We start from the raw sequence: 14,946 nt of genomic DNA on the forward strand, positions 1-14,946 counted from the left end.
GTCGTCCCCGCCGGTTTTCCGATGCGTTGCCCTGACAATGTTTTTATAAAAACAATGTTTTTAGAAAACAGTGTTTTAGAAGAGCACCCGCACGGGGTTTTCCATCATTCTCTGCATTTCCGTGAGGAAGCGTCCCCCCATGGAACCGTCTATTACCCGGTGATCGCAGCTGAGCGTCATTTTCATCTGGGACTCGGGCTTCACGTTGCCCTGTTCGTCGAATACGGGCACCTTGTTCACCTTGCCCAGGGCGAGAATTGCCGCACCGGGATCGTTGAGAATGGCGGTGAACTCATCCACTCCGAATGAGCCCAGGTTGGAGATGCTGAATGTGGCACCGGTATATTCTTCGGGCTTGAGCGTACCGTCCTTCACCTTCTGAATAAGCTCTTTCAGTTCCGCATCGATCTGTACCACGCCCTTGTTGCCCACGTTCCGCACCACGGGCATCATCAAACCGTTGCCCAGATCAACCGCCAAGGCAATATCGATGCTGCCGTACTGGAGAATCTTGTCGCCCTGCCAGCTTGCGTTCACCCCGGGGTGACGTTTCAGCGCTTCTGCGGCGAACTTCATAATAAAGGCGTTGAAGCTCACCTTCTGGGGAGCCTCTTTGTTCAGCATGCCTCTGGCGGCAATGAGATTGTCCATGGCCACAGAGTTCTTGATGTAAAAATGGGGAGCGCTGAACTTGGTGTTCGCCACCTTTTTGGCAATTGCCGCCCGCTTGCCTGCAACCGGAATTTCCCGGTCTTCCCCGGCATTCTGCACCGGCGCAAAACTGGATGCTGCGGGGGCTGCTGCTGCGCCTGCAGCGGCTGAGGGTGCAGGACCTTTGTAATTCTCAATATCCCGTTTAATAATCCGTCCGCCGGGACCGCTGCCTGCAACGGTGTTAATGTCGATGCCTTTCTGGGCTGCAAGTTTCAGGGCAAGGGGACTTGCCTTGATTTTTCCGCTTGCGGTGTGGCTGGGCTGACCGCCGGCTGCCTGGCCCGCGGGGGCGGAAGGCGCTGCGCCGCCGGAAGTTGCCGCAGAAGAACCAGAGGGGGCCGGACTCTGTCCCGACTGATCGCCGCTTTGGCCGCCGCTCTGTGTGCTGCTTTGGCTGCCGGACTGATCGGAGGCTTCCTCTTTGGATTCACCGCTGTCTGAAGAAGCAGCCTTGCCTTCCTGCTCAACCTCTTTGAGAATATCTTCAATATCCTCCCCTTCTTCACCGAGAATTCCGATGGTTTCACCCACCCGGGCCCCTTCACCCTCATTCTTGATGATCTTAAGGAGCTTTCCTTCCTGTGTGGACTCGTAGTCCATACTTGCCTTGTCGGTTTCCACTTCGCAGACCACATCACCGGTGTCGATGGTGTCGCCCACGCTTTTGTTCCATTTGAGAATTGTCCCTTCTTCCATGGTGGGAGAAAGGGCGATCATAAATAGTTTCTCAGCCATAATATCCTCTCTAAAAATTCGGGAAGGATGTGACCGCACATATCATTTCAGACTGCCGGTCACATTTCCGTTCCCTCCAACCTACTCGATATAGCTTACTTTCTTCGCAGCATTTACAATCTTCGCCACCGTGGGCTGCACTTCCAGTTCCATGCTGTGGTTATAGGGCATGGGCACATCTTCTGAAGATACGAACTCAACCTGGCTGTCCAGATCATCAAAACAGTTGGTGTGGATAAGATGACTCACATGAGAACCGATGGAAGCCAACGGCCACGCTTCGTCGATCACCACCGCCCGGTTGGTCTTCCGTACAGACTTGTAAATGGTGTCTTCGTCGATGGGGCGCAGACTGATCAGGTCGATCACCTCAGCCTGAACACCGATTTTTTCCAGTTCTTTGGCGGCATCCATCACCATGTGGCGCACCTTCCCGAAGGTGATCAGGGTCACGTCGCTGCCTTCCCTGGCGATTTCCGCCTTGTCCAGGGGCTGGGTGTACTCCTCATCGGGAACTTCGCCCTTGAGCCCGTACATCATTTCCGCTTCCAGAAACACAACAGGGTTGTTATCCCGGATTGCGGACTTCAACAGTCCCTTGGCATTCCGGGGCGTGGAGATCGCCACCACCTTGAGACCCGGCACATGGGCGTAATAGGATGCAAAACTCTGGCTGTGCTGGGAGCTTAAGTATTCCGCAGGGCCGTTGGGCGCACGGAACACGATGGGAACCTGGAGCTGACCTCCGGACATGTGCCGGAGCTTGGCGGCATTGTTCACCACCTGATCCAGCGCCAGAAGGGAGAAGTTCAGGGTCATCCACTCAACCACCGGTCTCAGACCGGTCTGGGCGGCACCCACTCCAACACCGGTAAAACCAAGCTCGGCGATGGGGGTATCCAGCACCCTGTGGGGACCGTATTTGTCCAATAGCCCCTTGGTTACTTTGTAGGCTCCGTTGTACTCGGCTACTTCCTCACCCATGACGAGGACCGCCTCGTCCCTGGTCATCTCTTCATCCAGGGCCTGATTTAATGCTTCTCGTACTGCTAAAATTGCCATTTATTCAACCTCGCTATAATCAGAATCAGTCTGCGTAGATGTCCTCATACATGGTATGAAGCGGGGGTTCTTCGCTCTTGTCTGCGAAATCCACCGCATCCTTAATCAGCTGCTTCACCTCATCGTCCATCTTCTTGTATTCATCTTCGGTGAGCATTTTCGCCTCAATCATTTCGGCCATGAGGGTGTGGATGGGATCCTGATTCTTGAAGGACTCCAGTTCTTCTTTGGTGCGGTACTTGGCGGGGTCGGACATGGAATGGCCCTTGTAGCGGTAGGTTTTCACATCCACCAGGAAGGCCTTGCCGTTTTCCCGGCTTTCTTTGATAATTTCGGTAATACCTTCATACATGTCCAGAAAGTCCATGCCGTTGAGGATGCGGCCCTCAATATCGTAACCGGATGCTTTCAGATTGAAGTCTTCCACAGCAGATACCCGTTTTACCGCCGTACCCATTCCGAAGCGGTTGTTTTCCACCAGATAGATCACCGGCAGATCCCAGATCCGCGCAAGGTTGAGACTCTCGTGGAAGGCACCCTGATGGATGGCTCCGTCTCCGAAATAACAGAGGGTTACTCCCAGATCCTTGGTTTTTCCCAGTTTATGCCAATAGGCCTGGGCGAAGGCGGTACCGGTTGCAAGGGGAATCTGGGCTCCCACAATACCGTTCCCTCCAAGCATGTGCTTCTCGGGGTCGAACATGTGCATGCTGCCGCCCTTACCCCGGCTCACGCCGGTAATTTTTCCGTACAATTCGGCCATGATCTTCTTGGGCTCAATACCGCAGCCGATGGCGTGGGCGTGATCCCGGTAGCTGGTGAGCACGTAATCCTTGCTCAGATCCAGTGCCCGGATCGATCCGGAAGCCACCGCTTCCTGGCCGTTATACAGATGACAAAACCCGCCGATCTTCTTCAGCCCGTACATCTGTCCGGCTTTTTCTTCAAACCGGCGCATGGTGAGCATCTCCCTCAAAGAATCAAGGAGAAACTGCTTGTCGTACTTCTTCACTCTGCTCATTTGGATTCCTCCCGTGCGATGGCCACCTGCTCCCGGGTTCCCGTGGCGGGAACATAATATTCAATCTCTTTGATGACGGTTTCAAGTATTACCACATCGGTTTCATCATCGTTGAGCTTCCAGAAGGTGGCCAGTTTGGGTCCGATGGCTTCCATCACCATGGAACGGAGGCTGGGGTTATCCAGCAATTCCACCCGTCCACGGATCGTAAGAATCTCGCTGAGGTCCTTCTTCTGGATCATCCAGGACACATATCGGTTCTTTTTCAGCTGTGCAACTTTGGAAAATTTCGGGGATGTAACTGCGTATATGCGCCCTTCCTGTCCCCGAACCAGTCCGGGGGTCATCCAGCGCAGCGCGGGCTTCCCGTCTTCGTCTACATTGGCAAGCATTGCCACCTTTTCCTCCTCGAGCAGGCGGTCCAAGATGTTCATCATCTGCTTGTCATCCATACTGTCCTCCTAATCAGGTCTGTAACTCATCGTTCTATATGTGAAGCAGGGATCTGCAGAAACATCTCCCCTCTATATATTTAGTATAGTTCAGCTCAACTTTTTTTTCGGGGGATATCCCCCCGCCCGCCGCCGGATCAATCTGTTCCGGCCTCCAGGGATAGTGCGGCCAATCGTGCTTCAAACTCCGTGAGCCCGAAAACATTGCCGGCGTCTTGCACCCTGGAATGGGGCACTTTCCCCGGCGATTCATCCGTTATTGTATTCGCGGATGTATCCGGTTTTATATCCGGCCCTTCACCCGGCGCATCATTCAGTAATTCGGGGGGTGAACACAAATCGTAACGTTCGCTGCCGTCGGGGTCGTACACACGCCCTTTTTGTACCAGCCAGGCCGGCTGCTCCTTCGCTCTTTCCTGGTTCGCTCCTTCCCGATTCATCCCTTCCCGGTCGTGCGGCCGGTCGGGCAGCCAGTCGTACACCGGAAAGATTCTGAAATCCGGGGTGCGCCTGAGCGTCCAGTCCGCAGACCGGTGTTCCGTAATCCGCCTGATCACCGACTCACTCAGCCCAGGGGCCTGCGCCTCCCCAGCCAGGGCGCCGGTCTCACGGAGATAATCTACCGCTGCAGCGTAAAACTCCGGGAAGCCCAGGCGTTCCCGGCTGTGTGCAGACAGGTTGGTCACCGCCGAGGGGTTGGAATTCACCGCCGGGCCGTCCAGCCGTACGGCGAAGCGTTTTTCCCAGCCTCTCAGGGAAGATCCCAGGGAATCCAGATCGGAATTGATCAGCAGCGTACCGTGATGCAGCGCCGTGTTCCCTTTGAATGTGAGGGCGTTCCCGCTGATTTTCAGTTCCCGGTAAAAAATGTCGCCCCGTTCGCCAATAGTGAAATCGGCTTCACTCAAGTCCGAGAAGCGTGCCGCAATGTGTCTGATAATCTCGAGATTCTCCTCCTGGGAAAAGCCTTCCTTGGGACCGATAAAGCTCCAGTTGATATTCCCTTGGTCGTGGTATACCGTCCCGCCGCCGCTGATTCGCCTCAGCAGGGGAATGCCGCGTTCCCCGAGAAGCTGCACGTTGCACTCTTTCCAGGGATTCTGATGCTTGCCGAATACCACCGCAGGCTCATTGACATAAAGCAAAAAGAACTCCTCCCCCTCCTGCCAGTTGCAGGAAGCGAACAGTTCCTCTTCGAGACTGAGATTGGTGTACGGATCAACCGTATCAACACATACCGTGTGGACGTTCCGCATCCTGAGCTGTTGCATGCTCCATGATCTGCCGAACATTAATCCGCTTTATACCTGAGCATATTACTAAATATTATTTTATTAGGAAATAGCATTCAGGAAAAAAATACCCACAGCCGCCTTCATCGTCCATGAAAACCTTCGGGTTTCCCAAAATTTCGCATACAATGTACGAATATCGTACAGCGGGAGAACTTGTTCATGAAAATAACCATCCAGGATATTGCCCGGGAAGCAGGGGTGAGCAAGGGAACGGTGTCCAAGGTGCTCAATAACCGGGCAGGCATCGGAAAGGAAACCAGAGAACGCATTCTGTCCATTATCAAACAGCGGGGGTATACCCCGGATTATTCCGCTCAGGCCCTTGCCTACTCCAGAACCCGGAGCATCGGAGTTCTCATTCCCCACAGAGCGGACAATTCAGTGAATGGTGCATACTGGGCCCACATGCTGGCGGTTATCAGCCGGGAGGCCGCAGCCCGGGATTACTGGATCCAGCTGCTGACTGAAGCACATGAGGGGATGCTGGGTGAGCTGGTTGACAGGGTTATCAGCAACAGGAAGGTTGACGGTCTGATTATTTCAGCAGAGTTGCTGGATGAGCAGGCAATGGAACGGCTTGAAGGCGCTGAAATCCCCTATGTGATGCTGGGACGGAGAGAAGGCTATGAAAGATGGTTTGTTGATATCCGGAACTATGAAGCCGCAGCCCGGATGACGGAGCACATTCTCTCCGCCGGCTGCAGATCTCCGGCGATAATCTGCGGTCCGGATTCGTATCCCCATTACCGCTCCCGGAAAGCAGGTTTTCTTGACCGGCTTGAGAAATCCGGAATAAACGGCCATGCCGTTTCCGTTTCCGAACTGGATGAGCTCAGCGCCGCCGAAAGCATCCGCCTCATGCTTCATAAGAATCCCGGCATAGATTCCCTGTTTATTGCAGGCGGGGGGAATCTGCTGTTCAGCAGCCTGAGAGCCCTGGAGGACGAGCCTGAACCGCATAGAAGGCTCTGCGTGTTTGACGATTTTCCCTATAACGAATTTATCCGCGGGGGTCTTACCGCATTGCGTCAGCCGGTGGATGCCATGGGTGGAGAGCTGATCCGGATTCTGCTGAAGCGCTTGGAGAACCCCCTCTGTGAACCCGAAATGTCCCTGTTTCCTGCGGAACTTGTGGTGCGGGGCAGTCTCTAGTCCGATATTGCAGCCAACAGTCCGATACTGCAGCCGACCGCTGCTTCGCTTTCGTTTCCGCTCTTTTCCGGTTTGGGACAGGCTGGAGTGGACAGGGAAACCGGTTTCGTGATTCAATACCAATATGAACAGCATCCTTTCAAACGCCCCGGAAACCGAACTCAGAGAAGAGATCAGACAAATCTGCCGAAGCCAGGTTCTTACACATATTCTGCCTTTCTGGCTCTCCGCAGCCCGGAGCGACGGAAGCATTCCTCCCCGGGTTGACCCCGCCGGGATATCTCACCCGGATGCGTCGAGAGGATTGGTGATGATATCCAGGCTGCTGTGGACATTCTCCCGGCTCAACACCATTCTGAATGAAGCGCCGGATCAAAAATCGCCCGAAGGAACTGCTCTTTTTTCGGGGCTGCTGGAATCTGCAGAACAAATTCGCAATATCATGAGATGGGCGAAGGAAACTCTCACATCGGGTTTCCGGGATGGAGAGCATGAGGGCTTTTTCTGGACCATTACCCCCGAGGGAAGGCCGGATCAGAGTCACAAGCAGATGTACGGTCAGGCGTTTGCTCTTTACGGTATGAGCGAATATCTGAAAGCAGAGGACGATCCAGAAGTGCTGGAACTGTGCCATCGAACCTTCGATCTCATTCACAACAGGGGTCAGGATGCGGAATACCGGGGATACTGGGACGCCTGCAGCCGGGACTGGACTCCCCAGGAGGATGTCTCCCTCTCCGATGCGGATATTCCCTGTGCGAAATCAATGAACACCCACCTCCACATCCTTGAAGCATTCAGCTGCTATGCACAGATGCTCCGGATGCGCGGCAGCTTCAGTGGAGGGAGCAGTACCCGGGATTCCCGGTCCGGAACCGTCACTCATGCCCTGGAGGAGCTTGTATCTCTTCACCTGCAGAAAATTACCCACCGGGACAGCGGACATCTTCAGCTGTATTTCACCCGGGACTGGAAGGCAATTGGGGCACCCAACTCTTTCGGCCATGACATTGAAGCGTTCTGGCTCATACGGGAAGCCATGGAAATTCTCCCGTCCGAATTAGACCCCAATCCTATCTCACCGGGCCCGGAGCAGCTGTTCACCGCCGCCGTTCAGGGACTGCGATCATTTGAAGCACAACTTCCTGATGCAGCCCGAAGGCTGGAATTGAGCTGCATGATCAACGAAACCCATGAAGGTACAGAGGATTCATCCAGAATATGGTGGGTACAGGCGGAAGCGGCCGCAGGTCTTGGAGAAGCCTGGCGTATGCATAAAGAGAGAAGTACTCTTGAACAACTGTGGCGGATCATCAATTTTATCGAACATGTTCAGACCTCCGCCCTGGGAGAGTGGCATTGGCGTACCGATGAGTACAATCAGCCCGATACGAGCCGGGACATGGCCGGAATGTGGAAGACCCCGTATCATAATGTCCGGGCAATGCTCGAAGTTCTTCATAGAATTTAAACTCACCCATGGAATTTAAACTCACCAATTTTTACCTCCGGTGAGCCTTCTCACCGGAGCCCCGTCCCGGGGCAATTTCACGATAATTTTTTATTGATAAAAATGTAATTATATCTTATCATTCATGTATATAACTGAGTCTTTTACTAATGTTTGCATCCGGGTTTGGCATACACAAGAAAAGAGTGATGCAGTATACTGAACCATGAACATCAGCATTATTTCAAATACCAAAGCAGCAGTGATCGTTGAGGAGGCATCGTGTTTCAGAAACAACAGATAATGAGGAAGGTATTATACTCCCTCATACCTATTTTCCTGTACTCCATCTATCTGTATGGATGGCGGGTGATAGCAGTAACGGCGGTAGTTTTCGGCGTGGGAATTCTTTCGGAATTCATCATGGAGAAAGCGCGGAATAAAAAAGTCAGCGAAGCCGTACTTGTCACATCAGCCCTGCTGGCCATGTCATTTCCTCCTGCGGTCCCCCTGTGGGTTGCGGCGGTAGCATCGGTGTTTTCTGTGGTGATGGGAAAGGGCGTATACGGCGGTTTCGGACGAAACGTGTTCAATCCGGCCATAACAGGCCGTATTTTTACATACATCTCATTCCCGCTTCTCATGCAGACCACATGGATGATCCCGGGCGTCTTCGGAACCCTGGGCATCAACGGTCAGACCCAGGGAAGCGCATTGATCGAAGCGGTGTTCATGATCCTCATCGTAGCCGCAGCATATCTGATTATTACCCGGAATTATGAGAAAAAAGGCCTGGTGAAAATCACCATCTTCGGTTCTATCGCAGTAACCATTGCCCTCTATGTAATTACCTCCTACGCCGGAGTGCTTCAGCCGGAAGTTGATGCAGTGAGTACGGTAACTCCCCTTGAGATTTACCGTGGACTGGATTCGGAAAATCTTCCGGAGTCCGCAGAGTATATCAATGATAACACCCTTGGGAATCTGTTTTTCGGACGTCGGGTGGGCTCAATCGGTGAGAGTGCAATTTTCCTGATTATCATTGCAGCTATCTACCTTATGTGGACCAAAACCGCCAACTGGCGGATGATACTCATGACGCTGCTGTCCGCAGCCGTACTGACCACCATTTTCTACTATGCAGGATTTATCGCCGATCTGAGCGGCGGGGCGTTAATGAACCCCGCAGGGAAGACGCTCCTGGAACAGATCGTGGATATTACCAAGTTCCTGTTCTCCGGATCTCTTTTCTACGTGGCGGTGTTCATGTCCACCGACCCTGTTTCCGGACCCAACAAGCCTCTGGCTCAGTTTCTCTACGGAATTATTATCGGCTCGGTAACCATTGTTATCAGGGTGTTCAGCGGATTCCCCGAAGGTACCAGCTTCGGTATTCTCATGGGCAACACCTTCGCCAACCTGCTGGATGAGATATCTCCCAAACCGAAGAAAAAGGCCAAGAAATCGACGGCCAAAAAGCAGACGGCATCTAACAAGCCCGCATCAGAGGGGGCCAAAGCATGAACAAGAACAGCCTAATTTACACAATCATTTTCAGCTTTATCGTAACCTTCGCCTTTGTATTTCTGCTGGCACTGGCGAATGAGGGCACCAAGGATATTGTGGAGCAGAATCAGCGGCTTGAAGCAAACCGTGCGGTGCTCAGCGCCCTGGGAATCGACTTCAATCCCGCGGACAGGAACGAGGTGTTCAGCAGGTTCGAGGAAGTCAACGAACTGACCAGTGAAGAGGGCCTCACCTATTACCGTGCAAACGTGGAAGGAGAGACGGTGTACGCCCTCCAGACCAACGGCGCGGGTCTGTGGGGAAACATCGAACTGGTGATCGGGTTTAATGAGGATGTTACCCGCTTCAAAGGTCTTGAAGTGATCGATCAGAATGAAACACCCGGCCTGGGCGGACGGATCACCGAGGACTGGTATTCCTCACAGTTTGTAAACCAGGCCATTCCCCAGGACGTGGCCTCCGGTAATGATAAACTCGCTCTTGCATCAGGTGACGGCAGAGGCGACGACAATAAAGACGATGCCAAGGTGGATGCCATTACCGGTGCGACCAGAACATCCGAGTCCATGCAGACGATTGTCTCCCGGGCGGCAGCAGAAATGAACTCAATATTGGGAGGTATGTAATGGGTCAGGCCAAAGATGTACTGAAAAACAACATCTGGGACAACAATCCCATCCTTATTCAGATTCTGGGGATTTGTTCCACTCTGGCGGTTACCAACCTGTTGACCAACACCGCCATTATGACAATCGGAGTAACGCTGGTAACGGCGTTTTCCAGTTTTACCATATCTATCATCAAGAAATTAATTCCCCGCAAGGTGCGGATGATTGTACAGACACTGATCATTGCTTTTTATGTGATTATCGTGGATCTGCTGCTCAAGGCTTTCAGTCCTGAGATCAGCAAGAATCTCGGCCCCTATGTGGGTCTGATCATCACCAACTGTATTATCATGGGACGGGCGGAAGCCTTCGCCCAGAGCAATCCGCCCCTCATTTCCTTCTGGGACGGGTTCACCACAGGACTGGGCTATATGTCGGTTCTCATGCTCATCGCATTTGTACGGGAGCTGCTGGGATTCGGTACGCTTTTCGGCTTCCGGGTACTTCCCCTTGCGTTTACCTCAGGCGGATACAACTGGACCATCATGGTGATGGCCCCCAGCGCCTTCTTCCTGGTGGGAATACTCTTATGGATAGCCAAATCGATTATGCTCAAGGGCGAAGCCCAGGGAGGTAACTAATGAGTGAAGTATTGAATCCTTTTTCCCTGTTTTTTGCATCAATTTTTACATCCAACATTCTGCTGGCCAACTTTCTGGGGATGTGTTCGTTTATCTCCATTTCCAAGGACCTGAAAAGTTCCAACGGTCTGGGAATGGCGGTTACCCTGGTGCTTGTGATCACCGCAGGAGTGAACTGGGCGGTTCTGAACTTCATTCTTGAACCCCTGGGGCTTGTGTACCTCCGCTTTATCGTATTTATTATCGTTATTGCGGCGGTGGTTCAGATCCTTGAAATGGTGATTGACCGTTTAAGCCCCGCACTTTACATGAATCTGGGGATCTTTCTTCCCCTGATCACCGTAAACTGTGCAATCCTGGGTGTGAGCCTTTTTATGGAAATCCGGGAATACACATTCACCCAGAGCCTCATATACGGCCTGGGAAGCGGTCTGGGCTGGTGGCTGGCCATTCTGGCCCTTGCGGCCATCAGGAAGAAAACCGATAAGGCCCCGGTTCCCGCGGGACTCCAGGGTCCGGGAATTACCATGATCACCATCGGCTTTATGGCCATGGCGTTTATCGGATTCTCGGGCATGCTTCAGGTACAGTAAGGAGAAGATCTCATGGCAACTATGTTACTTGCACCCGTGGCCATCGGCGCAGTGAGCGCCTTTCTGGGTGCGCTGATTTCCATCACCGATAAGATCGTTAACAACTACGGTGAAGTGCAGATCGACATCAACAACGGAAAAAAAGATGTGGAGGTAAAGGGCGGAAGTCCTCTGCTTCTCAGCCTGGCGGAACAGGATATATTCGTACCCTCCGCCTGCGGAGGCCGGGGAAGCTGCGGAGCCTGTAAGGTGAAGGTCACCAGCGATGTGGGCCCCCACCTTCCCACGGAAACCCCCTACCTCACCAAGGAAGAAATTGCGGATAATGTACGCCTCTCCTGCCAGGTAAAGGTAAAACAGGATCTCTCCATTGAGATCCCCGAAAGCCTCTTCAACATTAAAAAGGTGAAGACCACAATTGAGAAGATTACCGATGTCACCCATGACATTAAGGAAGTGCTGGTAAAACTCCCCGAAGGAACGGATCTTCAATACGAGGCCGGACAATACGGTCAGTTTGAGGCTCCCAAATACGGAAAGGTAAAAGAAGCCACTCAGCGGGCATATTCCTTTTCCTCGGACCCACAGGATAAAGAACATCTTGAGTTTCTTATCCGTCTGGTGCCCGGCGGTATTGTCACAACCTATGTGCATGAATACCTGAAAGAGGGTGACAGCATCAATATTGTAGCCCCTGTGGGGGACTTCAAGGTGCAGAAAACCGATGCTCCCATGATCTGTGTTGCCGGCGGTTCGGGAATGGCGCCTTTCAAGTCCATTTTCAACCAGATGATCCATGACGGCAGCATAGAAACTCGGGAAGTGTGGTACTTCTTCGGAGCCAGAACCACCAAGGATATTTTTTACATGGACTGGCTCAAGGAACTGGAAGAGAAGTATCCCAAGTTTCACTTCATTCCCGCCCTCTCCGAACCTCAGGAGGGTGACGGTTGGACCGGGGAAACCGGCCTGATTACCGACGTGATGGATAAATACCTGAAGTCCGATGAACTGAAGGATGCCGAAAAAGAAGGGTATTTATGCGGAAGTCCCGGCATGCTTGATGCCTGTATGGTGGTTATGCGGGATAACGACATGCAGGAAGAGCGCATATATTTCGATAAATTCGCATAATGTACCATTACGGCCGCCGGGAGTTCACTTTCCGGCGGCCTGTTCTATAAGGAGCAGACAACCATGAAACAAACACCAGATTACAGCAAAGCCGAAGCGAACATGCAGTCCGGAGTGATCACCGCCGACGGGTTCCTGGGCGAGGACACCAGGCCTCTGGCGGACATCATCGAACACGATGAAGAGCTGTTTGCTGAACTGAATATCACCTTTGATTCAGTTGCTGAGAAGCTGGAATACCTGATGAAAAAGGGACAGACCGGTCTGGGCGAGCCCATTACCGTGGATGACACCTGGCTGGTCCGTACTGATGAAACCAGGGGCTATCTTCCTTCCCCATTCGGAGACGGAGTGTTTCACAAAATCAACGTGGAAGTAGAGCTCAAGGGAAGCGGCAAGACGCTGCTTTTCACCGAGATGAACATCCATATGCTGAGGAAATTTCATTTTCTTGAGGGCAAGGGTTCAACCTTCAGAATGGAGCCTGCCCTCATTAAAGAGGTACTGATTCTCTGATTTTTTCTGATATTATTTGACAAATTCTCTTCTCCGGTTCACCATGTGGCCCTGCTGTACCAGGCGTTTTCATAGGGAATATACACTTTTGAACCGCCCCGGCCATCACATGCCTGACCGGAGACATGAAGTGAATAAGATATCAGCGCTGCCGGGCAATGTACTGGTAATTCTTTTTTCCGGCATTGCCGTTTCCGCCTTCCTTGCAGTTCTTATAACTGTGATCTATCGGATCTCCGCCGGTTTAGCCGGCGGCACCGTCGACTCTTCAAAAAAACCTCCCAGAGGTCCGATTCTGCGCCGATTGCACGGAAGCACAAAGACCGGAACTGTCCACAAACATCCCATTGTACCCGCTCTTATCATCGTTCCCATCCTCGCCCTGGGAGTGACCATGGGTTTCCCCTGGTGTATACGGTGGTTCTCAGTTTCGGCAATATGAATCTGTTCCATTTTCGAAATCCCGACTTATCCCTGAGCCTCTTCATGGAAAATATGATCGGCGTGTTCACCGGCCCCATCCTCCGGCGTGACGGACTGTGGATAATACTGGCCCGAACCCTGTTGTGGACGGGAATCCAGACCTTCTTCCAGGTGCTGCTGGGGATGATACTGGCTCTCAGCCTGAATGCACCCATCCGCTTCGCCCGCTTCTTCAAGTGGATGCAGGTTCTGCCCTGGGCCATTCCCGGCACCATCTCTCTGATGACTCTTCGCTATGAATTTCATCCCAGCTTCGGTTTCATAAATCAGGTTCTTGAGCTTCTCCCGGGTGTTGCCACAGGTCCTGCGTGGTGGAGCGATCCGTTCTGGAACTTCGTCTCCATGAATCTGGTGAATCTGTGGCTTGGAGTCCCTTTTATGATGATACTCCTTCTTGGGGCGCTGCAGGGCGTGGACCGAAACTGCCTTGAAGCAGCTGAACTGGACGGTGCAAGCCGTATGCGCAGGCTGTTTTCAGTGACCCTGCCCCTGATACTGCCCACGGTACTCCCGGCGGTGCTTTTTTCCGCCATCTACAGCTTCAATAATTTCGGGGTGCCCTACTTCATGAACCCCCAGGAGCTGGAAAACAGCCATCTGCTGTCCCTTGCCATCTTCCGGGCCGCCAGCTATTTCAACCGCTACAGCTTTTCCTCGGCACTGGCCATTGTGAACACTCTTCTGGTACTTCTGATGGTGATAATTCCCATCCGCTACAGCGGACTTCTCCAGGAGGCCAAACGATGAGACGTTTTCCGCCGTTCCTCAAATTTCTGGCATACTCGATTCTTATCGTGGCCGCTCTCATCACCCTCTATCCGGTTCTCAGGGTGATCAGCATCAGTTTCCGGCCCCACAACATGATCCTCACCACCGGGCTGAGTCTTTTCCCCGATTCACCCACTCTGGAAAACTATCTGCAGTTGTTCACTGAGCGAAGCTTTCTGCTGTGGATCGGCGGTTCCCTCGCAATCACCGGGGTTACTGCCGGCCTGGCCGTTTCCATTGCCACCCTGTCGGCGTATGCCCTCACCCGCTGGAAGTTCCGTCTGCGCAACTCCATCCTGTTAAGCATATTTTTCACCCAGCTCATCCCCGGCTCGGTAATGCTGGTTCCCACCTACCTGATGATTCTTAAGCTGAATCTGGTCAACACCTATCCGGGGTTGCTTCTCTCTTATGCCATTGCCACGGTACCATTCAGCATCTGGCTTCTCAGAGGATACTTCATGGGCATTGACGTTGAGCCCGAGGAAGCGGCAATGATCGACGGAGCGGGACCGTTGAGGATATTTTATTCGGTGCTCCTGCCCCAGGCGGTTCCGGTACCGGCCGTGATTTTCATGAAAGTGAGCGGAGCCCTCCACACCGGGCTTGCCAGGGGCAGCGGCAAAGGCATGGGAAACCGATAAAATATTACCCCGTGTGCGTTGCCCTCTCCGGAAATTTATCGTATATTCATACAGGTCGCACGGCATCACGAATTGGGAACATTTCAATCCGGCGCTGTGATCGAAAATGGTATTTTATTATATGGTATATAATTATGATCATTGCTCTACC

Annotated in this window: 16 protein-coding genes; 11 read left to right on the plus strand and 5 right to left on the minus strand. The window is 52.7% G+C overall.

All coding sequences use genetic code 11. From position 1 onward, the window contains the following. Nucleotides 1–75: 75 nt before the first annotated feature. The 5 genes from L21SP2_RS10295 to L21SP2_RS10315 form a co-directional block, all read right to left on the minus strand. Nucleotides 76–1,449, minus strand: a complete 1,374-nt coding sequence (locus L21SP2_RS10295) for a dihydrolipoamide acetyltransferase family protein (protein WP_041401488.1) — start codon at nucleotides 1,447–1,449, stop codon at nucleotides 76–78. Nucleotides 1,450–1,530: 81 nt separating this feature from the next. Further along, nucleotides 1,531–2,511: a pyruvate dehydrogenase complex E1 component subunit beta gene (locus L21SP2_RS10300; RefSeq protein ID WP_024268445.1), complete on the minus strand. Its 981-nt coding sequence runs from the start codon at nucleotides 2,509–2,511 to the stop codon at nucleotides 1,531–1,533. A 25-nt stretch (nucleotides 2,512–2,536) separates the two neighbouring features. Then, nucleotides 2,537–3,532 carry a pyruvate dehydrogenase (acetyl-transferring) E1 component subunit alpha gene (pdhA, locus tag L21SP2_RS10305; protein WP_024268446.1) on the minus strand — a complete coding sequence of 332 codons (996 nt, stop codon included), beginning with the start codon at nucleotides 3,530–3,532 and terminating at the stop codon, nucleotides 2,537–2,539. After that, nucleotides 3,529–3,984: a pyridoxamine 5'-phosphate oxidase family protein gene (locus tag L21SP2_RS10310; protein WP_024268447.1), complete on the minus strand. Its 456-nt coding sequence runs from the start codon at nucleotides 3,982–3,984 to the stop codon at nucleotides 3,529–3,531. Before L21SP2_RS10310 ends, pdhA begins: the two co-directional genes overlap by 4 nt. Before the next feature lie 137 nt (nucleotides 3,985–4,121). Then, complete coding sequence (locus L21SP2_RS10315; protein WP_041401489.1) at nucleotides 4,122–5,255, minus strand: lipoate--protein ligase family protein; 1,134 nt, start codon at nucleotides 5,253–5,255, stop codon at nucleotides 4,122–4,124. Between the two features lie 183 nt (nucleotides 5,256–5,438). Between L21SP2_RS10315 and L21SP2_RS10320 the strand changes: the two genes are divergently transcribed. The 11 genes from L21SP2_RS10320 (at nucleotide 5,439) to L21SP2_RS10365 (ending at nucleotide 14,795) form a co-directional block, all read left to right on the plus strand. Next, entirely contained in the window at nucleotides 5,439–6,431 is a 993-nt protein-coding gene (locus tag L21SP2_RS10320) for a LacI family DNA-binding transcriptional regulator (RefSeq protein ID WP_024268449.1), read from the plus strand. A gap of 124 nt (nucleotides 6,432–6,555) precedes the next feature. Further along, nucleotides 6,556–7,902, plus strand: a complete 1,347-nt coding sequence (locus L21SP2_RS10325; protein WP_024268450.1) for an AGE family epimerase/isomerase — start codon at nucleotides 6,556–6,558, stop codon at nucleotides 7,900–7,902. A 261-nt stretch (nucleotides 7,903–8,163) separates the two neighbouring features. Further along, complete coding sequence (locus L21SP2_RS10330; protein ID WP_024268451.1) at nucleotides 8,164–9,405, plus strand: RnfABCDGE type electron transport complex subunit D; 1,242 nt, start codon at nucleotides 8,164–8,166, stop codon at nucleotides 9,403–9,405. After that, nucleotides 9,402–10,034 (plus strand): RnfABCDGE type electron transport complex subunit G, encoded by a 633-nt coding sequence (locus tag L21SP2_RS10335; RefSeq protein ID WP_024268452.1) that lies wholly within the window; start codon nucleotides 9,402–9,404, stop codon nucleotides 10,032–10,034. Before L21SP2_RS10330 ends, L21SP2_RS10335 begins: the two co-directional genes overlap by 4 nt. Then, nucleotides 10,034–10,657 carry an NADH:ubiquinone reductase (Na(+)-transporting) subunit D gene (locus L21SP2_RS10340; RefSeq protein ID WP_024268453.1) on the plus strand — a complete coding sequence of 208 codons (624 nt, stop codon included), beginning with the start codon at nucleotides 10,034–10,036 and terminating at the stop codon, nucleotides 10,655–10,657. Before L21SP2_RS10335 ends, L21SP2_RS10340 begins: the two co-directional genes overlap by 1 nt. Further along, nucleotides 10,657–11,250 (plus strand): NADH:ubiquinone reductase (Na(+)-transporting) subunit E, encoded by a 594-nt coding sequence (locus tag L21SP2_RS10345; protein ID WP_024268454.1) that lies wholly within the window; start codon nucleotides 10,657–10,659, stop codon nucleotides 11,248–11,250. The genes L21SP2_RS10340 and L21SP2_RS10345 overlap by 1 nt, the downstream gene beginning before the upstream one ends. Before the next feature lie 12 nt (nucleotides 11,251–11,262). Further along, nucleotides 11,263–12,384, plus strand: a complete 1,122-nt coding sequence (locus tag L21SP2_RS10350) for an NADH:ubiquinone reductase (Na(+)-transporting) subunit F (protein ID WP_024268455.1) — start codon at nucleotides 11,263–11,265, stop codon at nucleotides 12,382–12,384. 63 nt (nucleotides 12,385–12,447) lie between these two features. Then, complete coding sequence (locus L21SP2_RS10355; protein ID WP_024268456.1) at nucleotides 12,448–12,900, plus strand: hypothetical protein; 453 nt, start codon at nucleotides 12,448–12,450, stop codon at nucleotides 12,898–12,900. 130 nt (nucleotides 12,901–13,030) lie between these two features. Further along, the gene (locus L21SP2_RS17305) at nucleotides 13,031–13,342 is read left to right on the plus strand and encodes a hypothetical protein (RefSeq protein ID WP_024268457.1); all 312 of its coding nucleotides are present in this window, start codon (nucleotides 13,031–13,033) and stop codon (nucleotides 13,340–13,342) included. A 44-nt stretch (nucleotides 13,343–13,386) separates the two neighbouring features. Then, a complete protein-coding gene (locus L21SP2_RS10360; RefSeq protein WP_169730463.1) occupies nucleotides 13,387–14,130 on the plus strand; it encodes a carbohydrate ABC transporter permease in 744 nt (247 codons plus the stop codon). Continuing rightward, nucleotides 14,127–14,795 carry a carbohydrate ABC transporter permease gene (locus L21SP2_RS10365; protein WP_024268459.1) on the plus strand — a complete coding sequence of 223 codons (669 nt, stop codon included), beginning with the start codon at nucleotides 14,127–14,129 and terminating at the stop codon, nucleotides 14,793–14,795. Before L21SP2_RS10360 ends, L21SP2_RS10365 begins: the two co-directional genes overlap by 4 nt. The last annotated feature ends 151 nt before the right edge of the window (nucleotides 14,796–14,946 follow it).

The organism is Salinispira pacifica (genome assembly GCF_000507245.1).
GTDB lineage: Bacteria > Spirochaetota > Spirochaetia > DSM-27196 > Salinispiraceae > Salinispira > Salinispira pacifica.

Bases quoted from the DNA above. Each gene is read 5' to 3' on its own strand.
- L21SP2_RS10295 (WP_041401488.1), bottom strand. From the start codon at position 1,449: ATGGCTGAGAAACTATTTATGATCGCCCTTTCTCCCACCATGGAAGAA.
- L21SP2_RS10300 (WP_024268445.1), bottom strand. From the start codon at position 2,511: ATGGCAATTTTAGCAGTACGAGAAGCATTAAATCAGGCCCTGGATGAA.
- pdhA (WP_024268446.1), bottom strand. From the start codon at position 3,532: ATGAGCAGAGTGAAGAAGTACGACAAGCAGTTTCTCCTTGATTCTTTG.
- L21SP2_RS10310 (WP_024268447.1), bottom strand. From the start codon at position 3,984: ATGGATGACAAGCAGATGATGAACATCTTGGACCGCCTGCTCGAGGAG.
- L21SP2_RS10315 (WP_041401489.1), bottom strand. From the start codon at position 5,255: ATGCAACAGCTCAGGATGCGGAACGTCCACACGGTATGTGTTGATACG.
- L21SP2_RS10320 (WP_024268449.1), top strand. From the start codon at position 5,439: ATGAAAATAACCATCCAGGATATTGCCCGGGAAGCAGGGGTGAGCAAG.
- L21SP2_RS10325 (WP_024268450.1), top strand. From the start codon at position 6,556: ATGAACAGCATCCTTTCAAACGCCCCGGAAACCGAACTCAGAGAAGAG.
- L21SP2_RS10335 (WP_024268452.1), top strand. From the start codon at position 9,402: ATGAACAAGAACAGCCTAATTTACACAATCATTTTCAGCTTTATCGTA.
- L21SP2_RS10340 (WP_024268453.1), top strand. From the start codon at position 10,034: ATGGGTCAGGCCAAAGATGTACTGAAAAACAACATCTGGGACAACAAT.
- L21SP2_RS10345 (WP_024268454.1), top strand. From the start codon at position 10,657: ATGAGTGAAGTATTGAATCCTTTTTCCCTGTTTTTTGCATCAATTTTT.
- L21SP2_RS10350 (WP_024268455.1), top strand. From the start codon at position 11,263: ATGGCAACTATGTTACTTGCACCCGTGGCCATCGGCGCAGTGAGCGCC.
- L21SP2_RS10355 (WP_024268456.1), top strand. From the start codon at position 12,448: ATGAAACAAACACCAGATTACAGCAAAGCCGAAGCGAACATGCAGTCC.
- L21SP2_RS10360 (WP_169730463.1), top strand. From the start codon at position 13,387: ATGGAAAATATGATCGGCGTGTTCACCGGCCCCATCCTCCGGCGTGAC.
- L21SP2_RS10365 (WP_024268459.1), top strand. From the start codon at position 14,127: ATGAGACGTTTTCCGCCGTTCCTCAAATTTCTGGCATACTCGATTCTT.